Below are 20,882 nucleotides of genomic sequence, written 5' to 3' on the forward strand. Positions count from 1 at the left end.
AACCCGCATCGTTACGCTGAAACCGCATCGCCGTTGCAGCGCGCCCCGCACACGCATCCAGTGCCCCGCGTGCGGCAGCACCCCCTGCCGCTAGGGAAAACCATAGCGCGCACACGCAAGACCGAGTAAGCCCGCAGTCAGCTTCGCTCTTCAGAATCGCCACACTCATTCAAAAAGCAAACCAGGAGACAGGCGATGCATGATGGGTTGGTGAAAAAAATCGAAGCGCATCCGAAGTATGCGCAGCTCAAGCGACGGCGCAACACGCTCGGTATCTGCCTGACCGTGCTGATGCTGATCGTGTACTACGGCTACATCGCACTGATCGCATTCGACAAGTCGTTCCTCGCGAAGCCGGTGAGCACCGGCGTGACGAGCGTCGGCGTACCGGTCGGCATGGCGGTGATCGTATTCACCGTCGTCATCACCGGCATCTACGTGCGCCGCGCGAACAACGAATACGATCAACTGACGCAGGACATCCTGCAGGACGTCGCCCAATGAAGAAGACACTTTCGATGACGCTGGTCGCGCTGCTGGCCGTGGGCGTGTGCGGCGTGGCCGTCGCGGGCGGCGGCGATGTCGGGCAGACCGCCAAGCAGGCCACCAACACCACGGCCATCGTCCTGTTCGCGCTGTTCGTGGCCGGGACGTTGTGGATCACCAAGTGGGCGGCGTCGCGCACGCGTTCCGCGGCGGATTTCTACACGGCCGGCGGCGGCATTACCGGGTTCCAGAACGGGCTGGCGATCTCGGGCGACTACATGTCGGCGGCATCCTTCCTCGGCATCTCCGCGGCGGTGATGACGTCGGGCTACGACGGCCTGATCTACTCGATCGGCTTCCTGGTCGGCTGGCCGATCATCACGTTCCTGATGGCCGAGCGGCTGCGCAACCTCGGCAAGTTCACCTTCGCCGACGTCGCGGGCTATCGCTTCGAGCAGGGGCCGATCCGCAGCTTCGCCGCGATCGGCACGCTGGTGGTGGTGGCGTTCTACCTGATCGCGCAGATGGTGGGCGCGGGGCAGCTCATCAAGCTGCTGTTCGGTCTCGACTACTGGGTGGCGGTCGTCATCGTCGGCGCGCTGATGATGGTCTACGTGCTGTTCGGCGGCATGACGGCCACCACCTGGGTGCAGATCATCAAGGCGTGCATGCTGCTCGCGGGCGTGACCTTCATGGCGATCATGGTGCTCGCGCAGTACGGCTTCAGCCCGGAGGCGCTGTTCGCCCATGCCGTGGAAGTCAAGACCGCGATCGCCGCGAACGCCGGCAAGTCGCCGGACGACGCGACGCGAATCGGGCTGTCGGTGATGTCGCCGGGCGGGTTCATCAAGGATCCGATCTCGGCCATTTCGTTCGGCATGGCGCTGATGTTCGGCACCGCCGGCCTGCCGCACATCCTGATGCGCTTCTTCACGGTGCCGGATGCGAAGGAAGCGCGTAAATCCGTGTTCTGGGCCACCACGTGGATCGGCTACTTCTACGTGCTGATCTTCATCATCGGCTTCGGTGCGATCACGCTGGTGCTGACCAATCCGGAACTGGCCGACGTGGCCAAGGGCGTGATCAAGGGCGGCGCGGGCACGGCCAACATGGCCGCGGTGCTGGTGGCCAAGGCGGTGGGCGGCGACGTGTTCTACGGCTTCATCTCGGCCGTGGCGTTCGCGACGATCCTGGCGGTGGTGGCCGGGCTCACGCTGTCGGGTGCGTCCGCAGTGTCGCACGATCTCTATGCGACCGTCTTCAAGAACGGCAAGGCCAACAGTGCGGACGAGCTGAAGGTGTCGCGCATCACGACGCTGGTGCTCGGCGTGATCGCCGTGCTGCTGGGCATCGCGTTCGAGAAGCAGAACGTCGCGTTCATGGTGTCGCTGGCGTTTGCCGTGGCGGCATCGGCCAATTTCCCGGTGCTGTTCCTGTCGATGATGTGGAAGGGCTGCACCACGCGTGGGGCGGTCATCGGCGGCTTCCTCGGGCTGGTCTCGTCGGTGGGGCTGACGATCGTGTCGCCGTCGGTGTGGGAGGCGACGCTCGGTTATCCGAAGGGTTCGGCGTGGTTCCCGTACACGTCGCCCGCGTTGTTCTCGATGACGATCGGCTTCGTCGGCGTGTGGCTGTTCTCGGTGCTCGACACGAGCCTGCGCGCGAAGGCGGAGAAGGGCGCGTTCGCCGCGCAGCAGGTGCGTTCGGAAACGGGGCTGGGGGCGACGCGCGCCAGCAGCCACTGACCGGTCGTTGGTCGCTCACGCCCGCGCCGGGGCCCACGATGCAGTTCATCGCATCGCGGGCCCCGGGGCGGGCGGAATCGTTTTCATCCGTCCGTAGAATCACGCCAGGGCAATAAAAAATCGCGAATTCGACTGAATTCGTCGATAATGCGCAAACGTTTTACGAAAGCCCGATTGCGGCTAATTCGCGGATTAAATAAATAAAAATAAAATATCCGAACCTGGAATTCAAAGGCCGCGCAGGATCGCCGATCGAAGCCTTGTGGCATGAGGTTAACGGCAGATCCCGGCAAACCTTTAGGGTGCTTTCGTCACAATTATTCATTTCATTTTTATCAATGAATGAATGATTTTCGGTCATCGGAGCGTCATACACCATCCCCGATAATTCGGCGCTCACATTCTTTCAATAGACCAAACGGCGATCGAAGCCGGATCGCTGCGGGGAGCTGTACTCATGACCATCCGTCATCGCATTACGCTGCTAGTCGTCCTGACGTTCTTCGCGCTGTCCGCGATCGGCATCTATGCCGTGTACCAGACCCGCAAGAGCGCGTCCGAGGTACGCCAGGTCACCCAGGGAATCGTGCCGAGCGCGCTCGCGTCGGCGGATCTCGTCGCCGATGTGAAGAACATCCAGATCGCGACGATGACGCTCGTCTATGCGCCCGACGCGAACACCGCCGCGCAGGCGCGCGACGAGCTGAAGGCGAAGCAGGGCGCGCTGCGCGCCGCGCTCGACGTGCAGGCGAAGTCGGCGGTCGGCCAGGCGCAGGTCGGGCTCGTCTCGCAGGCGAAGGAGAGCGCCACGAACTATTTCGCGGCGATCGACGACACCGTGAAGATGAAGGCCGACGGCAAGCCCGAGATGGCGCAGGCGTACCTGTTCGCGAACGTCGCGCAGTATCGCGACGAACTCGAAAGCATCGTCGACACGCTGCGCGTCGAGAAGAACCGCCAGAAGGACGACGCGATCAGCGCGCTGAACGGGATGCTGTCGACCACGGCGACCGCGATCGCGGGCGTCGCCGGCACGGTGATCGTGCTGCTGACCGCGCTCGGCCTGCTGCTGTATCGCCAGATCACGCGCCCGCTGATCGGGATGCAGACGGCGATGAGCGAGATCGCGAAGAGCCAGGATTTCACGCGCCGCGTGCCGGTGGGCCGGATGGACGAAATCGGCCATTCGATCGTCGCGTTCAACGGGATGATCGAGAAGATCCAGGAGAACTCGGCGCAGCTCAAGCAGAAGACGGCCGACATCCAGGCGATGCTGCAGAACATGCAGCAGGGGATCCTGACCGTCGTCGAGGGCGGCGTCGTGCATGCGGAGTATTCGGCGTACCTCGAAACCATCTTCGAGACGAGCGACATCGCGGGCCGCGACCTGATGGCGCTCGTGTTCGACGACTCGAACATCGGTTCCGACGCGCGCTCGCAGGTCGATGCGGCCGTGCACGCATGCCTCGGCGAAGACAGCATGAACTTCGCGTTCAACGAGCACCTGCTCGTGAACGAAGTCGCGAAGCGGATGCCGGACGGCCGCGACAAGTGGCTCGACCTGAGCTGGTCGGCGATCACCGACGAGACCGACACGGTCGTGCGCCTGATGCTGTGCGTGCGCGACGTGACCGAGATTCGCGAGCTGACCGCGCAAGCCGGCGAGCAGCAGCGCCGCCTCGAAATGATCGGCGAGATTCTGTCGATCAGCCAGGACAAGTTCCACGACTTCGTCCACAGCGCGAAGGGCTTCCTCAGCGAGAACGAGCGGATGATTCGCCAGCACGAGCGCGCCGATCACTCGATCGTCGCGGCGCTGTTCCGCAACATGCACACGATCAAGGGCAATGCGCGCACGTACAGCCTCCAGCACCTGACCAACATCGTCCACGAAGCGGAGCAGGCGTACGACTCGCTGCGCCGCGCGGACGGCGGCCCGGAGTGGAACCGCGACGCGCTGATGGACGACCTGGCCCGCGTGCGCGACGCGGTCGAGCACTACGCGACGATCAACGCGGTCACGCTCGGTCGCAGCGGCGAAGCGGTGCAGGGCGCCGACTTCCTGATGGTCGAACGCGCACACATCAGCGAGAGCCTGCGCGTGCTCGACGGCGCCGATCCGGCGAACGCGTCCGACTGGCACGCGGCGCGCGACGCCGTGCGCCGCATGCTGAGCCAGCTCGGCACGCAGGGCATCGGCGATGCGCTCGGCGGCGTGATCGAGTCGCTGCCGTCGCTCGCGGCCGAGCTCGGCAAGCCGGCGCCGGTCGTGCATATCGACAGCCACGGCCACCGCGTGCGCAGCGAAATCGCCGCGACGCTGAAGAACGTGTTCATGCACCTGCTGCGCAATTCGATGGACCACGGGATCGAATCGTCCGACGAGCGGCGCGCGGCCGGCAAGGCGGCGTCCGGCACGATCGACATCGCGGTCGGCGTGGGCGGCGGCGAGCTGTGGTTCGTGCTGAGCGACGACGGCCGCGGCCTCGCGCTCGACCGGATTCGCGGCATCGCACGCGAGCGCGGCTGGATCGATGCCGGCCACGACGCGGCGCTGTCCGACGACGAGGTGGCCGAGCTGATCTTCCGGCCGGGATTCTCGACCGCGAGCACGGTGACCGAAGTGTCGGGGCGCGGCGTCGGCATGGACGCGGTGCGCAACTTCCTGAAGCGCGACGGCGGCGACATCGCACTGCGCTTCACCGACGATCGCGTCGGCGCGCCGTATCGCGCGTTCGAGACGATCGTGTCGCTGCCGGCCCGCTTCGCGGCGGACGTTGCCGCCCAGGGCGTCGTGCACGAGCATGCGCGCAGCGCGGACATCGGCGCGGCGGAGTGACGACGTGATCGGGCAGGCGTGGATGATCCAGATGGCCGCCGCACTGGCGGGCGGTGTCGTCGTCGCCATCGTGGCGGCGGTGGTGTTTCGCGTGACGCGCACGCGGTTCGTCGCGGCGCACGAGCGCGATACGGCGCAGTTGCGTGGCGCGCTCGACGCAGCCGACGCGCGCGTCGCCGACGCCGAGTCGGCGCATGCGGAGGCGGCCGACGCATGGGCGCAGCGCGAGGCGGCGCTCGAGGATGCGCTGGCGCGCGAGACGTCCGCCGCCGGCTCGCAGCGCGACGCGATGCAGGCGCTGTCGGCCGATCGCGCGGCGCTCGCGCAGCACGCGCTGAAGATCGCCGACGAAGCCGCGCGGCTGCGCGGGCTCGCCGGCACGTTCGAGCGCTGGCACGAGCAGATGATCTCGCTGACCACGCAGAACCAGGACATGCGCGCGAAGAACCAGGAGCTGTCGGCGATCGTCGCGCACGTGTCGATCGTGTCGCTGAACGCGTCGATCGAGGCCGCGCGCGCCGGCACGGCCGGGCGCGGCTTCTCGATCGTCGCGAGCGAGGTGCGCGGGCTGGCCGCGCGCTCGCAGCAACTGTCGAACAGCTATCGTGACAGCCTGAACCGCAACGATCTCGTGACGGCCGCGACGTTCCAGGACATCCAGGCCGGCGGCAAGATGATCACGGCCGCGCTCGCGACCGTCGAGACGCTGGCCGGGCAACTGCACGCGCGGATCGAAGGAGGCGCGGCGTGATCAGCGCGCAGGCGAAAGCGGGCTTCGAACGGATCTTTTTCGATGCCGCGCGCACGCGGCTCGCGGCAGGCGGCGCGTGCGACATCCGGCCGCGAGCCGGGCACGAACACGACGCGCCGGACCACGCGCACGCGAAGTCGCGATCGAAGCCGCAGGCGCCCGAACATGTGGTTGTGCTGACGATCTCCGCACTGCATTTCCGCCTGCTGCTCGCGCTGCGCTTCAGCGACGACGACGCGACGCGCCGCCATTTCGCCGGCGCGACAGCGGGCGCGAACAGCCAGCGATCGTTGACCGACGCGTTCATGGAAGTCGCGAACCTGTGTTGCGGCGCGATCAACCAGGCGCTGACCGCGTCGTTTCCCGACCTCGGGATGTCGACGCCTTACCTGCTGAGCGGCGCGAGCATCGACTTCATGCACGCGCTCTCGCCCGATTACGTGGCCGCCTACGACTTGACGCTCGATGGCGACGTGCGGGTCGGCGCGACGTTGTGCGTGTGCGCGAACGCGCCGGTCGATTTCCATGTGCCGGAGACGGCCGTGATGGAAACCGGCGGCGAACTCGAACTGTTCTGACCGACCCTGATCGACCATGAGGAAACCTTGAGATGACCCTGGACAAACCCGTCAGCAAGGTGCTCGTACTCGACGACAGTCGCGCGCACGCCGACGCGATCAAGCGCTTCTGCGACGAGCACAACCTGGTCGGCCTGACCGTGCGGCGCAGCCGGTTGCTGAAGGTGCTGCGCTCGAACATCGACCTCGGCGCGATCCTGCTGGCCGAGGATTACGGCGGTTCGCCGGCCGAGAGCGCGATCATCGCGACGCAGATCGATGCGCTGCGCCCCGAATTGCCGATCATCCTGCGCCGCGAATCGCTCGCGTCGCGCGACGGGCTGCCGGAGGCGCTCGCGCGCGTCGCATGCGCGGCCTACGTCGCGGACGACATGACGCCGCTCAAGCGCGCGATCGACGAATACCTGTTCGGCCGCGACTACCCGAACGCACTCGTGCGCGGCATCTCGGAGATCACCGAGGCGCGCATCGACAGCCTGTTCCCGGGCATGACGATCGAGCACGAAACGCCGTGCATCGTGCGCGACCAGATCATCTTCGGCGAAGTGTTCAGCCTGATCGCGCTCGAAAGCGCGTGGTGCCGCGGCTACATGCTGCTGCAGACGAGCGAGCAGCCGCTGCTCGACATGATTGGCGGCACGCGCGAAGGCGGCCGCGCGCCGGATTTCCGCGACGTGAACAGCGTGCTCGGCGAGCTGACCAACCTCGTGTGGGGCGCGTTCAAGAACCGCTATCTCGGCGACGCCGAGGCGCTGGCGCGCCATCCGGTGCAGGTGCCGCTCGTCGTCAATCACAAGCAGAAGTTCATCTCGTTCGGCGGCGACTGCCCGCAACTCTGCTTCAAGTACCGGATGACCGATCCGGCATCGGGGCGCTCGGTGTGCCTCGACCAGCGCTTCGTGTTCAGCCTGAGCTGGTCGCCGGAGGATTTCCGTGAATCGGTGCAGGACGTGGGGCCGATGGTCGAATCGGGTGAACTCGAACTGTTTTGAAGACTGAAGTCAGCAACAAGGAAAGGAAGGGGAATACGACATGGCAAAGATTCTGGTGGTCGACGATTCGGGCACGGTGCGCGACGAAGTCGCGGGCTTCCTGCGCAATCACGGGCTCGACGTCGCGACGGCCGTCGACGGCAAGGACGGGCTCGCGAAGCTCAAGGCGACGCCCGGCGTGCGCCTCGTGATCAGCGACGTGAACATGCCGAACATGGACGGCCTGACGATGGTCGAGAAGATCCGCGGCGAACTGGCGAATTCGACCGTCAACGTCGTGATGCTGACGACCGAAAGCAGCCCGGCGATGAAGGAGCGCGGCAAGGCCGCCGGCGTGAAGGGCTGGATCGTGAAGCCGTTCAAGGGCGACGCGGTGCTCGACGCGCTGAAGAAGCTCGCGGGCTGACGCCCGTCGGGCGGCGGCGCACCCGCGCCCGCCCGCGCATTCAGCGCTGCGGTTCGGGTTGCGCGGCCGCCGCGTCGCCGGTCGCGGCCGGCACGCGCGGCGCGGGCGTCTGCCATTGCACGACGATCATTCCCGCGAAGATCAGCGCGACGCCCGCGATGCGGCCGGGGGTCGCGAGCCGTTGCGCGAGCCCCATCAGCCCGTAGTGATCGATCAGCAGCGACGCGAGCATTTGCCCGGCGACGACGCAGACGATGAAGGTCGTCGCGCCGAGCCGCGGCGTCAGGATCAGCGCGAGCGTGATGTAGATCACGCCCGCGAGGCCGCCGAGCCACATCCACAGCGGGCGCTGCAGCGCGTCGCCGACGAGCGGCGCGTTCGCACGCGTCGCCAGCAGCACGGGCAGCACCGCGAGCAGGCTCACCGTCAGCGACGCGACGCTCGCCCACAGCGGGTGGCCGAGCGCGCGCCCCAGCGCGGCGTTGCTGCCGCCTTGCAGCGGCACGAGCGCGCCGGCGACGAAGGCCGCGACGGCGAGCGGAAGGGTGGCGAAGGACAGGGAAGTCGTCATCTTGGTCGGTCGTGAAAGGATGTTGAAATGATTGTTGTCCATTAAGATCACGAATGGAAATTCGTTCTTCGGATGCTTCATATTCCTTTCATGAATAATCTGGCCCGCATCGACCTGAACCTGCTCGTGACGCTGCATGTGTTGCTGAGCGAAAAACACATCTCGCGTGCCGCCGTCCGGCTGCACCGCAGTCAACCGGCCGTGAGCCATGCGCTCGCGCGGCTGCGCGACATCTTCGGCGATCCGTTGCTCGTGCGGCGCGCGGGCCGGCTCGAACTCACCGCGCGTGCGAACGAACTGGTCGAGCCGCTGAACGACGTCCTCGGCCGGCTCGGCGCGCTGATCGAGCCGCCGGCGTTCGATCCGTCCGCGGCCACGCGCGTGTTTCGCATCGCGATGTCCGACTACGGCGCGCGGATCGTGCTGCCGGCGCTCGTGAAGACGCTGCGTGCCGACGCGCCGGGCATCGAGCTGATCGTGTCGCAGGCCACCCGCGAGGCGATGCGGATGCAGCTGATGGACGGTGAGGTCGATCTCGCGCTCGGCGTGTTGCCCGCGATGCAGCGCGACCTGCACGCGCAACCGTTGTTCGTCGAATCGTTCGCGTGCGTGGCCGATGCGAGCCGCCTGCCGCGCCGCGGCGAACTCGCGCTCGATGCGTGGCTCGCGCGGCCGCATGCGCTCGTTGCGATGCGCGACGGGATGGACAACGAAGTCGATCGCGCGCTCGCGCGGCTACGGCGCGAGCGGCACATCGCGGTGATCCTGCCGTTCTGGGGAGTGGCGAACGACCTGATCGCCGGCACCGACCTCGTGCTGACCGTCGCGCGGCGCAACCTCGACCGCGTGCGCGACGATGCGCGGCTGCGCGTGTTCGAGCCGCCGTTCCCGATCGATTCGTTCGAGTTCGCGCAGCACTGGCACGAGCGCCGGCACGGCGACGCCGCGCACATCTGGCTGCGGCAGACGATCGCGCGCGTCGCGAGCGGCGGGTAGCCGCGCGGTGTGGCCGGCGGGACGCGCGTGCAATTTACAGCGCGCCGCGATCTCCGTATCCTGCCGGATGCCGAGGGCGGCGTGCCTGCGCGACCTGCGCGGCACGCACGGCATCCACAACAATCAGGAACGGGACACCTTCCCATGACAATCAAGATCGATCGGGCAGCGCTCGCGCGCGGCGCATGCGTGACGCTGATGGCCGCGCTGGCCGGCGGATGCGCGAACACCACCGGGCAGCCGAATGCCCAACAGGCTGCCGTCAGCAGCGGTTCGTCATACACGTGCAACCCCACGCAGGCCGATGGGCTGGTGACGGCCGGGAAGGGCGTCAACGGGTGCTACTTCGTGCTGCACGATCCCGCGACGAAGCAGCCGCTGCCGAACACGCGCTATGCGTTCGCGCTGTACACGAGCGCGGCCCAGGACAACCGTGAACTCGAAGTCGAAGGATCGACCGACGCACAAGGGCGCACGGCCTACATGCGTTCCTCGGCGCCGATCGATGCGGCTCGCATGGTGCTCGTCCGCACGATCGGCGACGGCCCGACGGGGCGCATCCCGGTGCTGGTCCGGCCGCAGGACGGCAAGCGCATTCCGTTCGCGACGTACAGGATCACCGGCTGCAACGGCCCGTACGAAGGCGTGACCGACGAAACGGGGCGCGGGGTGATGTACCGCTGCAAGACGAAGTCGAAGATCGACGTGTCGTTCCAGCAGTCGCGACCTTGAGGTGAGCGCAATGGTGTCCGGGTCCGGTCGCACCGACGCGCAGCAGACGGAAACGCTGATCGCGAAGGGCGTCGTCTTTACCATCGTCGGTACGTGCCTGCTGATCGGCGCTGCCCTGTACGCGCAGTCGACGCGCGAATTCCTGCGGACGTCGGTCGTCGTGCCGGGGCGGGTCATCAAGCTGAACGCGGGCCCGCATCATCCGGAGATCGCGTTCACGACGCTCGCGGGCGAGCACGTCGAATACCCGCAGGGCGGCGAGGTCAGCGTGGAGGAGGGCGCGACGGTCGAGGTGCGCTACGCACCGGACGCGCCCCATATGACGGCGCGGATGAATACGTTCGGCGCAATCTGGGGGAGCGTACTGACCTTCGGCGGGATGGGCGCCGTCTTTTTTCTCGTCGGCGCCAGTCAACTGCGCTCGGGCGTGCGCGCGTGGCGCGGCGGGCGCAAGCGGACATGACCGTGTGAGCCTGCTGCACCCCGACTGGACGTCGCACGGAATGTGGAGGAGCATTTCATCATCACGGTGCCGTGAACGTGCACGCATCATCGCCGCGCGTTCGCGCCGCATCGAATCCTGCCGAACCCCATCGAGCGGAACATCATGAAATCCGATCAAGAGACTGCCGAGCCGATCCTGTTGCGCGACGCGCACGACGGCGTCGTCACGCTGCGGCTGAACCGCCCGCAGCAGTTCAACGCATTGTCCGAGGCGATGCTCTCGAGCCTGCACGATGCGTTCGAGTCGCTGGCTGCCGATCCGCACGTGCGCTGCGTCGTGCTGGCCGCGGAAGGCAAGGCGTTCTGCGCGGGCCACGACCTGCGGCAGATGCGCAGCAAGCCCGAACTCGATTACTACCGCACGCTGTTTGCGCAGTGCAGCCGCGTGATGCTTGCGATGCGCGCGTTACCGGTGCCGGTGATCGCGCGCGTGCAGGGCATCGCGACGGCGGCCGGCTGCCAGCTCGTCGCCGCGTGCGACCTGGCGATCGCGGCCGATACTGCGCGCTTCGCGGTATCGGGCATCAACGTCGGGCTGTTCTGTGCGACGCCGGCCGTTGCGTTGAGCCGCAACGTCACGGCGAAGCGCGCATTCGACATGCTCGTGACCGGGCGCTTCGTCGATGCGGCAACGGCCGCCGCGTGGGGCCTCGTCAACGAGGCCGTGCCCGAGGATGCGCTCGATGCGGCCGTTGCACGCAAGGTCGCGGAGATCGTCGCGAAGAGCCCGGCCGCGGTGCGGGTCGGCAAGCAGATGTTCTATCGCCAGCGCGAGTTGCCGCTCGACGAAGCCTATGCGTATGCGGGCGACGTGATGGCGCGCAACATGATGGAAGAGGATGCCGGCGAAGGGATCGACGCGTTCCTCGAGAAGCGCAAGCCGACGTGGCGTTCGTAGTGCGTTATTAACGGAGTGCGGCGAGCGAAGCGGAAGGGCCGTCACCCACGCCATTCGCTCGCACGGAAAAGCAAACGGGCCGCCCGAGGCGACCCGCAACCGAAGCGCACGTCAGGCGACGCAACAGCACGTGCGCCGCCGCATCCAAGCCGGTCAGCGCCCGTAGCTCCCGGTCCGCAGCGTCGGCTGCTCGCTCGACGCACCCGGCGGCACGATCACGACCGGCACGCGGCGCGCGAGCGCGCACATCAGCTCGTAGCCGATCGTGCCGCTGGCTTCCGCCACGTCATCCACCTTCACCTGGTCGCCCCACAGCTCGACAGGCGATCCGATGCCAGCGTTCGGGCATGGCGTCAGGTCGACGGTCAGCATGTCCATCGACACACGGCCGACGACGCGCGTCATCACGCCGTCCACCGCGATCGGCGTGCCGGTCGGTGCGTGGCGCGGATAGCCGTCCGCATAGCCGCACGCGACGACGCCGATCCGCATCGGCCGGTCGGCCGTGAAGCGGCGGCCGTAGCCGACGGTCTCTTCCGGCGACAGTGTCTGCACACCGATGATCTTGCTCGTCAGCGTCATCGCGGCCATCAGCGGCGTGTCGGCGATAGCCCGCGCCGCACCCGTCGGCGACGCACCGTACAGGATCGTGCCGGGCCGCACCCAGTCGCGGTGCGCGCGCGGATGCCACAGCACGGCGGCCGAATTCGACGTCGAGCGCTCGCCTGGAATCCCCGCGGTGGTCGCATCGAACTGGTCGAGCTGCCAGTCCACTTCGCCTTCGTCGGCGTTCGCGAAATGCATCATCAGCGTGATCTTGCCGATCGACGGCGCGCTCGCCGCGCGCTCCCACGCGGCCCGGAAAACGGCGGGGCGGTAGCCGAGCCGGTTCATCCCGGAGTTCATCTTGAGCTGGATGTCGATCGGCTGCTGCGGCTTCGCCGCGATCAGCAGGTCGAGCTGCTCGTCGCAGTGCACGGCCACCGTCAGGCGGTGGCGATCGGCCAGCTCGACGTCGGCCGGCTCGAAGATCCCTTCGAGCAGCAGCACGGGCTTGTCCCAGCCGAGTTCGCGCACGCGCACGGCTTCGTCGAGATCGAGCAGCGCGATGCCGTCGGCGGCGGCGAGGCCCGGGTAGATCCGCTCGATGCCGTGACCGTACGCATTGGCCTTGATCACGGCCCACACGCGCGATTGCGCGGCGGTGCGGCGGATGAAGTCGAGGTTGTGGCGGACGGCGTCAGGGCGGATATGGGCGACGATGGGACGGGGCATGGCGATGTCTCGGATCGGATGTCGTTCGGCGCGCGCGGCGGCGCGGGTTCGGCGGCCTGGCGCGACAACGCGCCGGGCCAGTGTTGAGCGCTATCTTATTGGTGTTCGACCAGTTTTAATTAACGTTTTTGTCGATGATTTGGTGGAAATTTTGGTGCCGAACCAGGCTGGCCGCGGCCGTCGGCGGGCCGTGCAGCCGAGTCTCCCGTCTAGAAAACCGGTGCGCGAACAGCACGACGCAATGCTAAGCTCTCGGCGATCTTGTCATTGATCAATGTAATCATAAAGGAGGAGACTTTTGATGACGACGTCCCAGCTGTGCCTGTTCATCGTGGCGCTGTTGCCGTTCTCGATGACGTTTCTCGCGAAGGCCCGCAAGGGCTACGACAACCGCGCGCCGCGCGACTATCTGGCGAAGCTCGAAGGCTGGCGCGCCCGCGCGCAGGCCGCGCACCAGAACGGGTGGGAAGCGCTTGCGCTGTTCACGGCCGCGCTGGTGGTGGCATGGCACAACGGCGCGAACGTGCATCGCGTCGACCAGCTGGCGATGGCGTTCGTCGCGATCCGTGTCGTCTATATGCTGTTGTACCTGCTGAACTGGGCGTCGCTGCGTTCGCTCGTGTGGTTCGGCGGGATGGCGTGCGTGGTGGCGTTGTTCTTCGCTGCGCCGTAAGCGGCGCATGCGGGCGAGGCCGGCGCGTTACTTGCCGGTCGCGCCGCCCGTGCCGCGCACGCGGCTGTCGTTGGATGCGGGCGCAACGATCGGGCCCGCGATCGGCGCTGCTTCCGCTTCCGCGTCGGCTTCCGCTTCGCGGCGCAGGAACGCGATCAGCGGATCGAGCAGCCGGTGCCGCGTCGACGGGTTGCGGCGCAGCACGAAGCGCCACGACGCGGCGCGTTCGAGGCCCGGCCTCAGTGGCACGAGGCGCCCGCTGCGCAGCTCGGGCTCGATCAGCGGCGCGCGGCCGAGCGCGATGCCCGCGCCGCCGACCGCCGCGCCGATGACCTGGCTGAAACTGCTGTAGCGGACGATCTTCGTCTCGAAGTCGCCCGGCAGGCCGAACTCCGTGGACCAGTTGCGCCAGTCGATCTCGGGGCTGTGCTCGTGCATCTCCTGAAGCAGCCGGGAGCGGCACACGTTCACGGACGCATACGGATGCAGTTCGGGGCTGCATACCGGGAACACCGTTTCCTGCAGCAGGATGTCGTCGTCGGCCTGCAGCCGGTGCGCGGGCACGTGCACGATCGCCAGATCGACGCCGCTGCGCGCGAAATCCGGTTCGTCGTCGAGCACGACGGCATGCAGCGGCGTGTCGGGATGAAGCGACGAGAATTCCGCGAGGCGGCGGGCGAGCCACATCGCCGAAAACGGCGCGTTGGCGGATACGGTGAGCCGTTGCGCGGTGCCGCGAATCTCGGCACAGGCGTCGGTGAGCCGCGACAGCGCATCGCTGACGGCCGGCAGCAGGCGTGCGCCGGCCGGCGTGAGGCTGATGCCGCCGAGCCCCGTGCTGCGTTCGAGCAGCCGCGCGCCGAGCGATGCCTCGAGCGCGCGAATCTGGTGACTGACCGCACTCGTCGACACGTTCAGCTCCGCCGCCGCGCGCGCGAATCCGCCGAGGCGGACGGCCGCCTCGAAAGCTCGCAATGCGCTGAGGGGAGGGAGGTGCGACATGCGGGGTATTGTAGTTGACTCAACACCCGTTGAAAAATCATCTTTTGCCGCGCACGGGCCGCGCGGGTAGCCTCGATCCGGTCAAGAAAAAACATCATCGGACACCACCGGAGGGCTTCATGTATTTCGACCGACGACTATGGGCAATGATGGCGGGACTGCGCTGGCGGGTGGCCGCGGCCGTCGCGCTCGGCCTGCTCGCGATGGGTGTCGGGATCCTGCGTTTCGTTTTTCTCGGCCGCGTGCTGGCGCTGGTCTTTTCCGGTGCGCCGGCACGCAGCATCGGCGAAGCCGTCGTTGCAACGGCGGCCTGCGTGCTGCTGCGCGCGTGGCTCGACCATCGCCGCACGGTGCTCGCGCAGCACACGGCCGGGCGCGTGCAGGCCACGCTGCGCGCGCGGCTGTTCGACCGGATCGCCGCACTCGGCCCCGCGTGGTTCAGCGGCGAACGCACGGGCGGCGTGATGCTGGCCGTCGTCGACGGCGTCGAACAATTGCAGACCTTTTTCGGCACCTATTTGCCGCAGCTCGTGATCGCCGCGTGCGCGCCGGTGATGATCTTCGCGATGCTCGCATGGTGGGACGTGCCGACGGCCGCGATCCTGCTGGTCGCGGCGCTCGTCACGCTCGCGCTGCCGCAGCTCGTGCATCGCGCCGACAAGCGCGCGGCACTCGCGCGCTCGGCCGCGTTCAAGGCGTTCGGCGAGGAGTTTCTCGACGCGGTGCAAGGCCTGCCGACGCTGAAGGCGTTCGGGCAAAGCACGGCATTCGGCGCGAAGCTGGCCGCGAAGGCGCGCGCACTGTCCGACAGCACGTTCTGGGTGCTCGCGCTCGGCCTGCTGACGCGGCTCTTCACCGATCTCGGCACCGGCCTCGGCGCGGCCGCCGCGATCGCGGTCGGCGCGTGGCGCGTGCGGCACGGCGACATGAGCCTCGAGGCGCTGCTGATCGTGCTGATGGCCGGCAGCGAAATCTTCCGGCCGCTGCGCGACCTGCGTGCCGTGCTGCACCAGGGGATGATCGGCCAGTCGGCGGCGAATGCGATCCACGCGCTGCTCGACGCGCAGCGTCATGCACCGGCCACCGATGCGCCGCGCGTCACGGGCCTGCGGCCGGAGATCGCGTTCGACGCCGTCCGCTTCGCGTATCCGGGGCGCCGCGCGGACGCGCATGCGGCGCTGAGTTTCTCGGTGCGCGAAGGCGAGACGGTGGCGATCGTCGGGCCGAGCGGCGCGGGCAAGTCGACCATCGTGCGCCTGCTGTTGCGCCAGCACGATGCGCAGGGCGGCGCGATCCGCATCGGCGGCCACGACGTGCGCACGCTCGATGCCGGCCAGGTGCGCGAGATGATCGCGGTCGTCGCGCAGGATGCGACGCTGTTCGACGGCAGCGTGGCCGACAACCTGCGGCTCGGCCGCCCCGACGCGAGCGACGCGGACATGATTGCCGCCGCGCGTGCGGCCAACGCACACGATTTCATCTCGGCGCTGCCCGACGGCTACGCGACGCGCATCGGCGAACGCGGGCTCATGCTGTCGGGCGGCCAGCGCCAGCGTCTCGCGATTGCCCGCGCGCTGCTGCGCGATGCGCCGATCCTGTTGCTCGACGAGGCGCTGTCGTCGGTGGACGCGGAGAACGAAGCGCTGATCCAGCAGGCGCTCGACCGGCTCACGCGTGGGCGGACCACGCTCGTGCTCGCGCACCGGCTGTCCAGCGTGATCGGCGCCGACCGCATCCTGGTGCTCGACCAGGGGCAGGTGGTCGACGAGGGCACGCACGCGGCGCTGATCGCGCGCGACGGCCCGTATCGCCGGCTGATGGGGCCGCAACTGGAAGCGGTCGCCGAATCGGTCGGCGTGGCGGCAACGGCCGGCGCGACCGCGCGCGCGTCGTCGGGCCCGCAGGTGCGGCCGCTGAACGACGATGCGGCGGAGATCGGCTGGCCGGAAACCCTGCGGACGCTGCTGCGCTTCGTGCGCCCGTGGACGGGCAAGGTCGTGCTGACGGTGCTGTTCGGGATCGGCCGCGTGCTCGCGTTCATCGGCGTCGGCGTGATCGGCGCGCTGGTGGTCGGTGCGGTGCCGGGCGGCCACGTGAGCCCGGCGCTCGTCACCGCGCTGCTCGTGATCGCGCCGGTAGCGGCCGTGCTGCACTGGCTCGAATCGTGGCTCGCGCACGACATGGCGTACCGGCTGCTCGCGGAAATGCGCATCGCGCTGTTCGCGACGCTGGAACGCCTCGCGCCGGCCGGGCTGCTGCGCCGCCGTTCCGGCGATCTCGTATCGCTCGCGACGCAGGACGTCGAGACCGTCGAGTATTTCTATGCGCACACGCTGGCGCCCGCGTTCGTCGCGGTGCTCGTGCCGGCTGCCGTGCTGGTGCTGCTCGCGTCGGTGGCGTGGCCACTCGCGCTCGTGCTGCTGCCGTTCCTGTCGTGGGCCGGGCTCGCGCCGGTGCTGGCGCGGCGCGACGTCGACCGGCTCGGCACCGGCGCACGCGAAGCGCTCGGCCAGCTCGGCGCGCATCTGACCGAAACGATCCAGGGGCTCGCGGAGCTGACCGCGTTCCAGGCCTTCGCGCGCCGGCGCGCAGCGTTCGTGGCCGAAGTCGATGCGTACCGCAAGCAGCGCGCAAAGCTGCTCGACGATCTGTCGGCGCAAAGTGCCGCGCTGGAAATCGCGAGCGGGCTCGGCGGGCTGGTCGTCGCGGCGCTCGGTGCGCTGCTGTGCGCACGCGGCTGGTTTCCGCGCGAGTCGTTGCCGCTGCTGGTGCTGGTGGCGGTGGCCGCGTTCATGCCGGTGGCCGAAATCGGCCAGGTCGCGCGCCAGCTCGCCGACACGATCGCGTCGACGCGCCGCTTGCGCGCGCTGGAGAAGGAGCCGGTGCCGGTGACGGACGGCACGCATGCGATGCCGGCCGATCCGGCGGTGCGTTTCGAGGCTACGTCCTTCACGTACCCGGGCCGCAGCGTGCCCGCGATCGACCGCGTGAGCTTCGAGGTGCCGCCCGGCAGCACGGTCGCGCTGGTCGGCGCATCGGGCGCCGGCAAGTCGACGGTCGCGAGCCTGCTGCTGCGCTTCTGGGATCCGCAGCATGGCCGCGTGACGCTCGGCGGCGTCGACCTGCGCGACCTGCGGCTCGACGACCTGCGCCAGCACATCGCACTGGTTGCGCAGGATACCTACCTGTTCAACGACACGCTCGAAGCGAACATCCGGCTCGCCGCGAGCGATGCGTCCGACGCGGACGTGCAGCGCGCGATCGACCATGCGGCGCTCGGCGACTTCGTCGCGCGGCTGCCGGACGGGCTCGCGACGCGCGTCGGCGAGCGCGGCGTGCAGCTGTCGGGCGGCCAGCGCCAGCGTGTCGCGATTGCGCGCGCGTTCCTCAAGGATGCGCCGGTGCTGATCCTCGACGAAGCGACGTCCCATCTGGACACGATCAGCGAGCAGCAGATCCGTGCGGCGCTGGAAGACCTGATGACGCAGCGCACGTCGATCATCATCGCGCACCGGCTGTCGACCGTGCGCAACGCCGACCTGATTCTCGTAATGGAGCACGGCAGCGTGATCGAGGCCGGACGGCATGCGGACCTGATGGCGCGGCAGGGCGCGTATGCGCGGCTCGTGTCGCATCAGGCGAGCGGGGTGGCGGCGTAAGCGGCGCGGCATCGGCGGCGCGCGGCCGGCCGGCGGGGCCGCGCGCATTCCGCAACATGCGTCGAACCGCGCCGGCGATTGCCGGCGTCGCGGGGGCGGCCGCTCCGGCAACGCGCCGCGCGTCGAAGCGCCGATGATCGGTGCTGACAAACGGGCCGGCCAATAGACTGACCAGCGCACGGGCGACAGCAGTCGGCGCCGATCGCCGCCGCCGCCATCCTCCTCTGGCGCGTGATGCTCTTTACGGCAAACCCTCCCGGCCAGTCCACAGCCACCGCCCACTGCTCGTCAGACGCCGCCGTCGGCCGGCGCAGCACGATTGCGCCCGGCCGCTTCGCCCCGGAGCCGCTTTCCCTTTCCTCCGATTTATCCGCCCAGCGCGCCCCGGGTTTGTCTCGATGCATTTCCCCGTTGCGGACTTTTTTGTTGTCGTAGTATCGCCATTGACAACACTTGTTGCACTAAGGTCTAATTCGACATCGCATGTTGCGGTGCGGCTTGACGTCGTCGTTCCGCCGGCCGCCTGGCCGGTCACATCGCTCAATCATGCGGAGAGAAACCATGAGTCGCCGTTCCTTCCTGAAAGCCGTCGCGGTCGTTGCCGCGCTCGGCGCCAGCCTCGCGCACGCGGATACCAAGACGCTCGTCGTCGGCACCGACACGTCGTTCATGCCGTTCGAGTTCAAGCAGGGCGACAAGTACGTCGGCTTCGATCTCGACCTGTGGGCGGAGATCGCGAAGGACCAGGGCTGGAAATACACGATCCAGCCGATGGATTTCGCGGGCCTGATCCCGGCGCTGCAGACGCAGAACATCGACGTCGCGTTGTCGGGGATGACGATCAAGGAGGAGCGCAAGAAGGCGATCGACTTCTCCGCGCCGTACTACGACAGCGGCCTCGCGGCGATGGTGCAGACGGGCAACACGACGATCAAGTCGATCGACGACCTGAACGGCAAGGTGATCGCCGCGAAAACCGGCACCGCGACGATCGACTGGATCAAGGCACACCTGAAGCCGAAGGAGATCCGCCAGTTCCCGAACATCGACCAGGCGTACCTCGCGCTCGAGGCCGGCCGCGTCGACGCGGCGATGCACGACACGCCGAACGTGCTGTTCTTCGTGAACAACGAAGGCAAGGGCAAGGTGAAGGTCGCGGGCCAGCCGGTCAGCGGCGACAAGTACGGCATGGGTTTCCCGAAGGGCAGCCCGCTCGTGCCGAAGGTCAATGCATCGCTCGTGAAGATCCGGGCCGATGGCCGCTACGCGCAGATCTACAAGAAGTGGTTCGGCGCCGAACCGCCGAAGATGTGAGCGTGACGCCGCAACAGCGCGCGGCCGGATGGCCGCGCCGGTCTTGAATCGAACGGGGAGCGACAAGTGAATTTCGATTGGTCGGCGATCTGGGCGGCGTTGCCGGACCTGATGGACGGGGTCCGGTTGACGGTGTTCATCGCATTTTTCGGGCTGGTGGGCGGCTTCGTCGTCGGGATGGTCGCGGGCATGTTCCGCGCATACGGACCGAAGGCGATGAACGTGCTCGCTCAGGTTTATATTGAATTGATCCGCGGCACGCCGATCGTCGTGCAGGTGATGTTCCTGTATTTCGCGCTGCCGCTGCTCGCGCATATCCGCATCGACGGCCTGACGGCCGCGATCATCGCGATCACGGTGAATTCCGGCGCGTATCTCGCGGAAGTGGTGCGCGGCGCGCTGCTGTCGATCCCGAAGGGGCTGACGGAAGCGGGGCTCGCGATGGGCCTGTCGATGCCGCGCGTGCTGCTGAAGGTGGTCGGGCCGCTCGCGTTCCGGCGCCTGATTCCGCCACTCGGCAACCAGTGCATCGTGAGCCTGAAGGACACGTCGCTGTTCATCGTGATCGGCGTCGGCGAGCTGACGCGCAAGGGGCAGGAAATCATCGCGGGCAATTTCCAGGCGGTCGAGATCTGGTCCGCCGTGGCTGTCATCTACCTGTTGCTGACCGGCGCCATGACGTTGACGCTGCGGCTCGTCGAAAAGCGCATGAGGATTCTATGAGCATGATCGAATTCCAGAACGTGTCGAAGAGCTTCGGCCACGTGCCGGTGCTGAAGAACATCGACCTGAAGATCGACGCGGGCGAGGTGGTCGTCGTGGTCGGCCCGTCGGGCTCGGGCAAATCGACGATGCTGCGCTGTATCAACGCGCTCGAGAAAATCACCGGCGGCGAGCTACTGGTCGACGGCCAGAGCGTGCGCGGCAACGCGACGACGATCCGCAACATCCGGCTCGAAGCCGGCATGGTGTTCCAGCAGTTCAACCTGTTTCCGCAGATGACCGCGCTCGAGAACGTGATGTTCGGGCCGATCCAGGTGCGCGGCGCGTCGCGCGCCGACGCGCGCGACCAGGCGATGGCGCTGCTCGACAAGGTCGGCCTCGAATCGCGCGCGAATCATTACCCGTCGGAGCTGTCGGGCGGCCAGCAGCAGCGCGTCGCGATTGCGCGCGCGCTCGCGATCCGGCCGCGGCTGATGCTGTTCGACGAGCCGACGTCGGCGCTCGATCCGGAATTGCGCCACGAAGTACTGAAAGTGATGCAGGATCTTGCGACCGAAGGGATGACGATGATCGTCGTCACGCACGAGATCGGCTTCGCGAAGCGGGTCGGCACGCGGCTGCTGTTCATGGATCAGGGCGGGATTGCCGAGGACGGCCATCCGGTCGAGCTGATCGACCGGCCGCCGACCCCGCGCCTGAAGGAATTCCTGAAACACGTGTCCTGAACGAAACCGAAAT

General features: G+C 67.7%; 19 protein-coding genes. 16 read left to right on the forward strand and 3 right to left on the reverse strand.

Going from position 1 to position 20,882, the window contains the following annotated elements:
- Nucleotides 1–195: 195 nt before the first annotated feature.
- The 7 genes from CFB39_RS23240 to CFB39_RS23275 all read left to right on the forward strand — a co-directional run bounded on the left by CFB39_RS23240 (nucleotide 196) and on the right by CFB39_RS23275 (nucleotide 7,797).
- Complete coding sequence (locus tag CFB39_RS23240) at nucleotides 196–504, forward strand: DUF485 domain-containing protein (protein WP_043179330.1); 309 nt, start codon at nucleotides 196–198, stop codon at nucleotides 502–504.
- Nucleotides 501–2,231, forward strand: coding sequence for a cation acetate symporter (locus CFB39_RS23245; protein ID WP_089474598.1), 1,731 nt, complete (start codon nucleotides 501–503; stop codon nucleotides 2,229–2,231). Before CFB39_RS23240 ends, CFB39_RS23245 begins: the two co-directional genes overlap by 4 nt.
- 457 nt (nucleotides 2,232–2,688) lie before the next feature.
- Nucleotides 2,689–5,070, forward strand: a complete 2,382-nt coding sequence (locus tag CFB39_RS23255; RefSeq protein WP_089474600.1) for an MCP four helix bundle domain-containing protein — start codon at nucleotides 2,689–2,691, stop codon at nucleotides 5,068–5,070.
- 22 nt (nucleotides 5,071–5,092) lie between these two features.
- Nucleotides 5,093–5,821: a methyl-accepting chemotaxis protein gene (locus CFB39_RS23260; protein ID WP_089475639.1), complete on the forward strand. Its 729-nt coding sequence runs from the start codon at nucleotides 5,093–5,095 to the stop codon at nucleotides 5,819–5,821.
- Complete coding sequence (locus tag CFB39_RS23265; protein ID WP_089474601.1) at nucleotides 5,818–6,399, forward strand: hypothetical protein; 582 nt, start codon at nucleotides 5,818–5,820, stop codon at nucleotides 6,397–6,399. Before CFB39_RS23260 ends, CFB39_RS23265 begins: the two co-directional genes overlap by 4 nt.
- 32 nt (nucleotides 6,400–6,431) lie before the next feature.
- Nucleotides 6,432–7,391: a chemotaxis protein CheX gene (locus tag CFB39_RS23270; protein ID WP_089474602.1), complete on the forward strand. Its 960-nt coding sequence runs from the start codon at nucleotides 6,432–6,434 to the stop codon at nucleotides 7,389–7,391.
- Nucleotides 7,392–7,431: 40 nt separating this feature from the next.
- The gene (locus CFB39_RS23275) at nucleotides 7,432–7,797 is read left to right on the forward strand and encodes a response regulator (protein WP_011355572.1); all 366 of its coding nucleotides are present in this window, start codon (nucleotides 7,432–7,434) and stop codon (nucleotides 7,795–7,797) included.
- A gap of 40 nt (nucleotides 7,798–7,837) precedes the next feature.
- Here CFB39_RS23275 and CFB39_RS23280 read toward each other — a convergent pair whose 3' ends face one another.
- Nucleotides 7,838–8,368, reverse strand: coding sequence for a DMT family transporter (locus CFB39_RS23280; protein WP_089429130.1), 531 nt, complete (start codon nucleotides 8,366–8,368; stop codon nucleotides 7,838–7,840).
- 90 nt (nucleotides 8,369–8,458) lie between these two features.
- Here CFB39_RS23280 and CFB39_RS23285 point away from each other — a divergent pair, with 90 nt between their 5' ends.
- From CFB39_RS23285 to CFB39_RS23300, 4 genes are all read left to right on the forward strand, one after another.
- Nucleotides 8,459–9,364 (forward strand): LysR family transcriptional regulator, encoded by a 906-nt coding sequence (locus tag CFB39_RS23285; protein ID WP_089474603.1) that lies wholly within the window; start codon nucleotides 8,459–8,461, stop codon nucleotides 9,362–9,364.
- 144 nt (nucleotides 9,365–9,508) lie between these two features.
- Nucleotides 9,509–10,096, forward strand: a complete 588-nt coding sequence (locus CFB39_RS23290; RefSeq protein ID WP_089474604.1) for a hypothetical protein — start codon at nucleotides 9,509–9,511, stop codon at nucleotides 10,094–10,096.
- Between the two features lie 10 nt (nucleotides 10,097–10,106).
- The gene (locus CFB39_RS23295) at nucleotides 10,107–10,559 is read left to right on the forward strand and encodes a DUF3592 domain-containing protein (RefSeq protein ID WP_089474605.1); all 453 of its coding nucleotides are present in this window, start codon (nucleotides 10,107–10,109) and stop codon (nucleotides 10,557–10,559) included.
- A gap of 144 nt (nucleotides 10,560–10,703) precedes the next feature.
- A complete protein-coding gene (locus tag CFB39_RS23300) occupies nucleotides 10,704–11,498 on the forward strand; it encodes an enoyl-CoA hydratase (protein WP_089474606.1) in 795 nt (264 codons plus the stop codon).
- 153 nt (nucleotides 11,499–11,651) lie between these two features.
- Here the strand turns inward: CFB39_RS23300 and alr are convergent, their stop codons facing one another.
- The gene (alr, locus tag CFB39_RS23305) at nucleotides 11,652–12,773 is read right to left on the reverse strand and encodes an alanine racemase (protein WP_089474607.1); all 1,122 of its coding nucleotides are present in this window, start codon (nucleotides 12,771–12,773) and stop codon (nucleotides 11,652–11,654) included.
- A 301-nt stretch (nucleotides 12,774–13,074) separates the two neighbouring features.
- Between alr and CFB39_RS23310 the strand changes: the two genes are divergently transcribed.
- Nucleotides 13,075–13,446: an MAPEG family protein gene (locus tag CFB39_RS23310; RefSeq protein ID WP_089474608.1), complete on the forward strand. Its 372-nt coding sequence runs from the start codon at nucleotides 13,075–13,077 to the stop codon at nucleotides 13,444–13,446.
- Nucleotides 13,447–13,473: 27 nt separating this feature from the next.
- On the opposite strand, the gene CFB39_RS23315 is transcribed toward CFB39_RS23310, so the two are convergent.
- On the reverse strand, nucleotides 13,474–14,448 hold the full coding sequence (locus tag CFB39_RS23315) for a LysR family transcriptional regulator (protein ID WP_089474609.1): 975 nt from the start codon (nucleotides 14,446–14,448) through the stop codon (nucleotides 13,474–13,476).
- A 119-nt stretch (nucleotides 14,449–14,567) separates the two neighbouring features.
- On the opposite strand from CFB39_RS23315, the gene CFB39_RS23320 reads away from it, so the two are divergent.
- The 4 genes from CFB39_RS23320 (at nucleotide 14,568) to glnQ (ending at nucleotide 20,869) form a co-directional block, all read left to right on the forward strand.
- A complete protein-coding gene (locus CFB39_RS23320; protein WP_089474610.1) occupies nucleotides 14,568–18,107 on the forward strand; it encodes an ABC transporter ATP-binding protein in 3,540 nt (1,179 codons plus the stop codon).
- A 561-nt stretch (nucleotides 18,108–18,668) separates the two neighbouring features.
- Nucleotides 18,669–19,421 carry a glutamine ABC transporter substrate-binding protein GlnH gene (gene glnH, locus CFB39_RS23325; protein ID WP_089427779.1) on the forward strand — a complete coding sequence of 251 codons (753 nt, stop codon included), beginning with the start codon at nucleotides 18,669–18,671 and terminating at the stop codon, nucleotides 19,419–19,421.
- 66 nt (nucleotides 19,422–19,487) lie between these two features.
- Nucleotides 19,488–20,144: a glutamine ABC transporter permease GlnP gene (gene glnP, locus CFB39_RS23330; RefSeq protein WP_089474611.1), complete on the forward strand. Its 657-nt coding sequence runs from the start codon at nucleotides 19,488–19,490 to the stop codon at nucleotides 20,142–20,144.
- Nucleotides 20,141–20,869 carry a glutamine ABC transporter ATP-binding protein GlnQ gene (gene glnQ, locus CFB39_RS23335; RefSeq protein WP_059455259.1) on the forward strand — a complete coding sequence of 243 codons (729 nt, stop codon included), beginning with the start codon at nucleotides 20,141–20,143 and terminating at the stop codon, nucleotides 20,867–20,869. Before glnP ends, glnQ begins: the two co-directional genes overlap by 4 nt.
- The last annotated feature ends 13 nt before the right edge of the window (nucleotides 20,870–20,882 follow it).

This window comes from Burkholderia sp. AU6039 (assembly GCF_002223365.1).
Classification (GTDB): domain Bacteria; phylum Pseudomonadota; class Gammaproteobacteria; order Burkholderiales; family Burkholderiaceae; genus Burkholderia.

What these genes read in the sequence shown, in the direction of transcription:
- CFB39_RS23295 (WP_089474605.1), top strand. Translation starts at nt 10,107, where the DNA reads ATGGTGTCCGGGTCCGGTCGCACCGACGCGCAGCAGACGGAAACGCTG.
- CFB39_RS23320 (WP_089474610.1), top strand. Translation starts at nt 14,568, where the DNA reads ATGTATTTCGACCGACGACTATGGGCAATGATGGCGGGACTGCGCTGG.
- CFB39_RS23300 (WP_089474606.1), top strand. Translation starts at nt 10,704, where the DNA reads ATGAAATCCGATCAAGAGACTGCCGAGCCGATCCTGTTGCGCGACGCG.
- CFB39_RS23285 (WP_089474603.1), top strand. Translation starts at nt 8,459, where the DNA reads ATGAATAATCTGGCCCGCATCGACCTGAACCTGCTCGTGACGCTGCAT.
- CFB39_RS23245 (WP_089474598.1), top strand. Translation starts at nt 501, where the DNA reads ATGAAGAAGACACTTTCGATGACGCTGGTCGCGCTGCTGGCCGTGGGC.
- alr (WP_089474607.1), bottom strand. Translation starts at nt 12,773, where the DNA reads ATGCCCCGTCCCATCGTCGCCCATATCCGCCCTGACGCCGTCCGCCAC.
- CFB39_RS23290 (WP_089474604.1), top strand. Translation starts at nt 9,509, where the DNA reads ATGACAATCAAGATCGATCGGGCAGCGCTCGCGCGCGGCGCATGCGTG.
- CFB39_RS23270 (WP_089474602.1), top strand. Translation starts at nt 6,432, where the DNA reads ATGACCCTGGACAAACCCGTCAGCAAGGTGCTCGTACTCGACGACAGT.
- CFB39_RS23310 (WP_089474608.1), top strand. Translation starts at nt 13,075, where the DNA reads ATGACGACGTCCCAGCTGTGCCTGTTCATCGTGGCGCTGTTGCCGTTC.
- CFB39_RS23240 (WP_043179330.1), top strand. Translation starts at nt 196, where the DNA reads ATGCATGATGGGTTGGTGAAAAAAATCGAAGCGCATCCGAAGTATGCG.
- glnH (WP_089427779.1), top strand. Translation starts at nt 18,669, where the DNA reads ATGAGTCGCCGTTCCTTCCTGAAAGCCGTCGCGGTCGTTGCCGCGCTC.
- CFB39_RS23275 (WP_011355572.1), top strand. Translation starts at nt 7,432, where the DNA reads ATGGCAAAGATTCTGGTGGTCGACGATTCGGGCACGGTGCGCGACGAA.
- glnQ (WP_059455259.1), top strand. Translation starts at nt 20,141, where the DNA reads ATGAGCATGATCGAATTCCAGAACGTGTCGAAGAGCTTCGGCCACGTG.
- CFB39_RS23255 (WP_089474600.1), top strand. Translation starts at nt 2,689, where the DNA reads ATGACCATCCGTCATCGCATTACGCTGCTAGTCGTCCTGACGTTCTTC.
- CFB39_RS23315 (WP_089474609.1), bottom strand. Translation starts at nt 14,448, where the DNA reads ATGTCGCACCTCCCTCCCCTCAGCGCATTGCGAGCTTTCGAGGCGGCC.
- CFB39_RS23280 (WP_089429130.1), bottom strand. Translation starts at nt 8,368, where the DNA reads ATGACGACTTCCCTGTCCTTCGCCACCCTTCCGCTCGCCGTCGCGGCC.
- CFB39_RS23260 (WP_089475639.1), top strand. Translation starts at nt 5,093, where the DNA reads ATGATCCAGATGGCCGCCGCACTGGCGGGCGGTGTCGTCGTCGCCATC.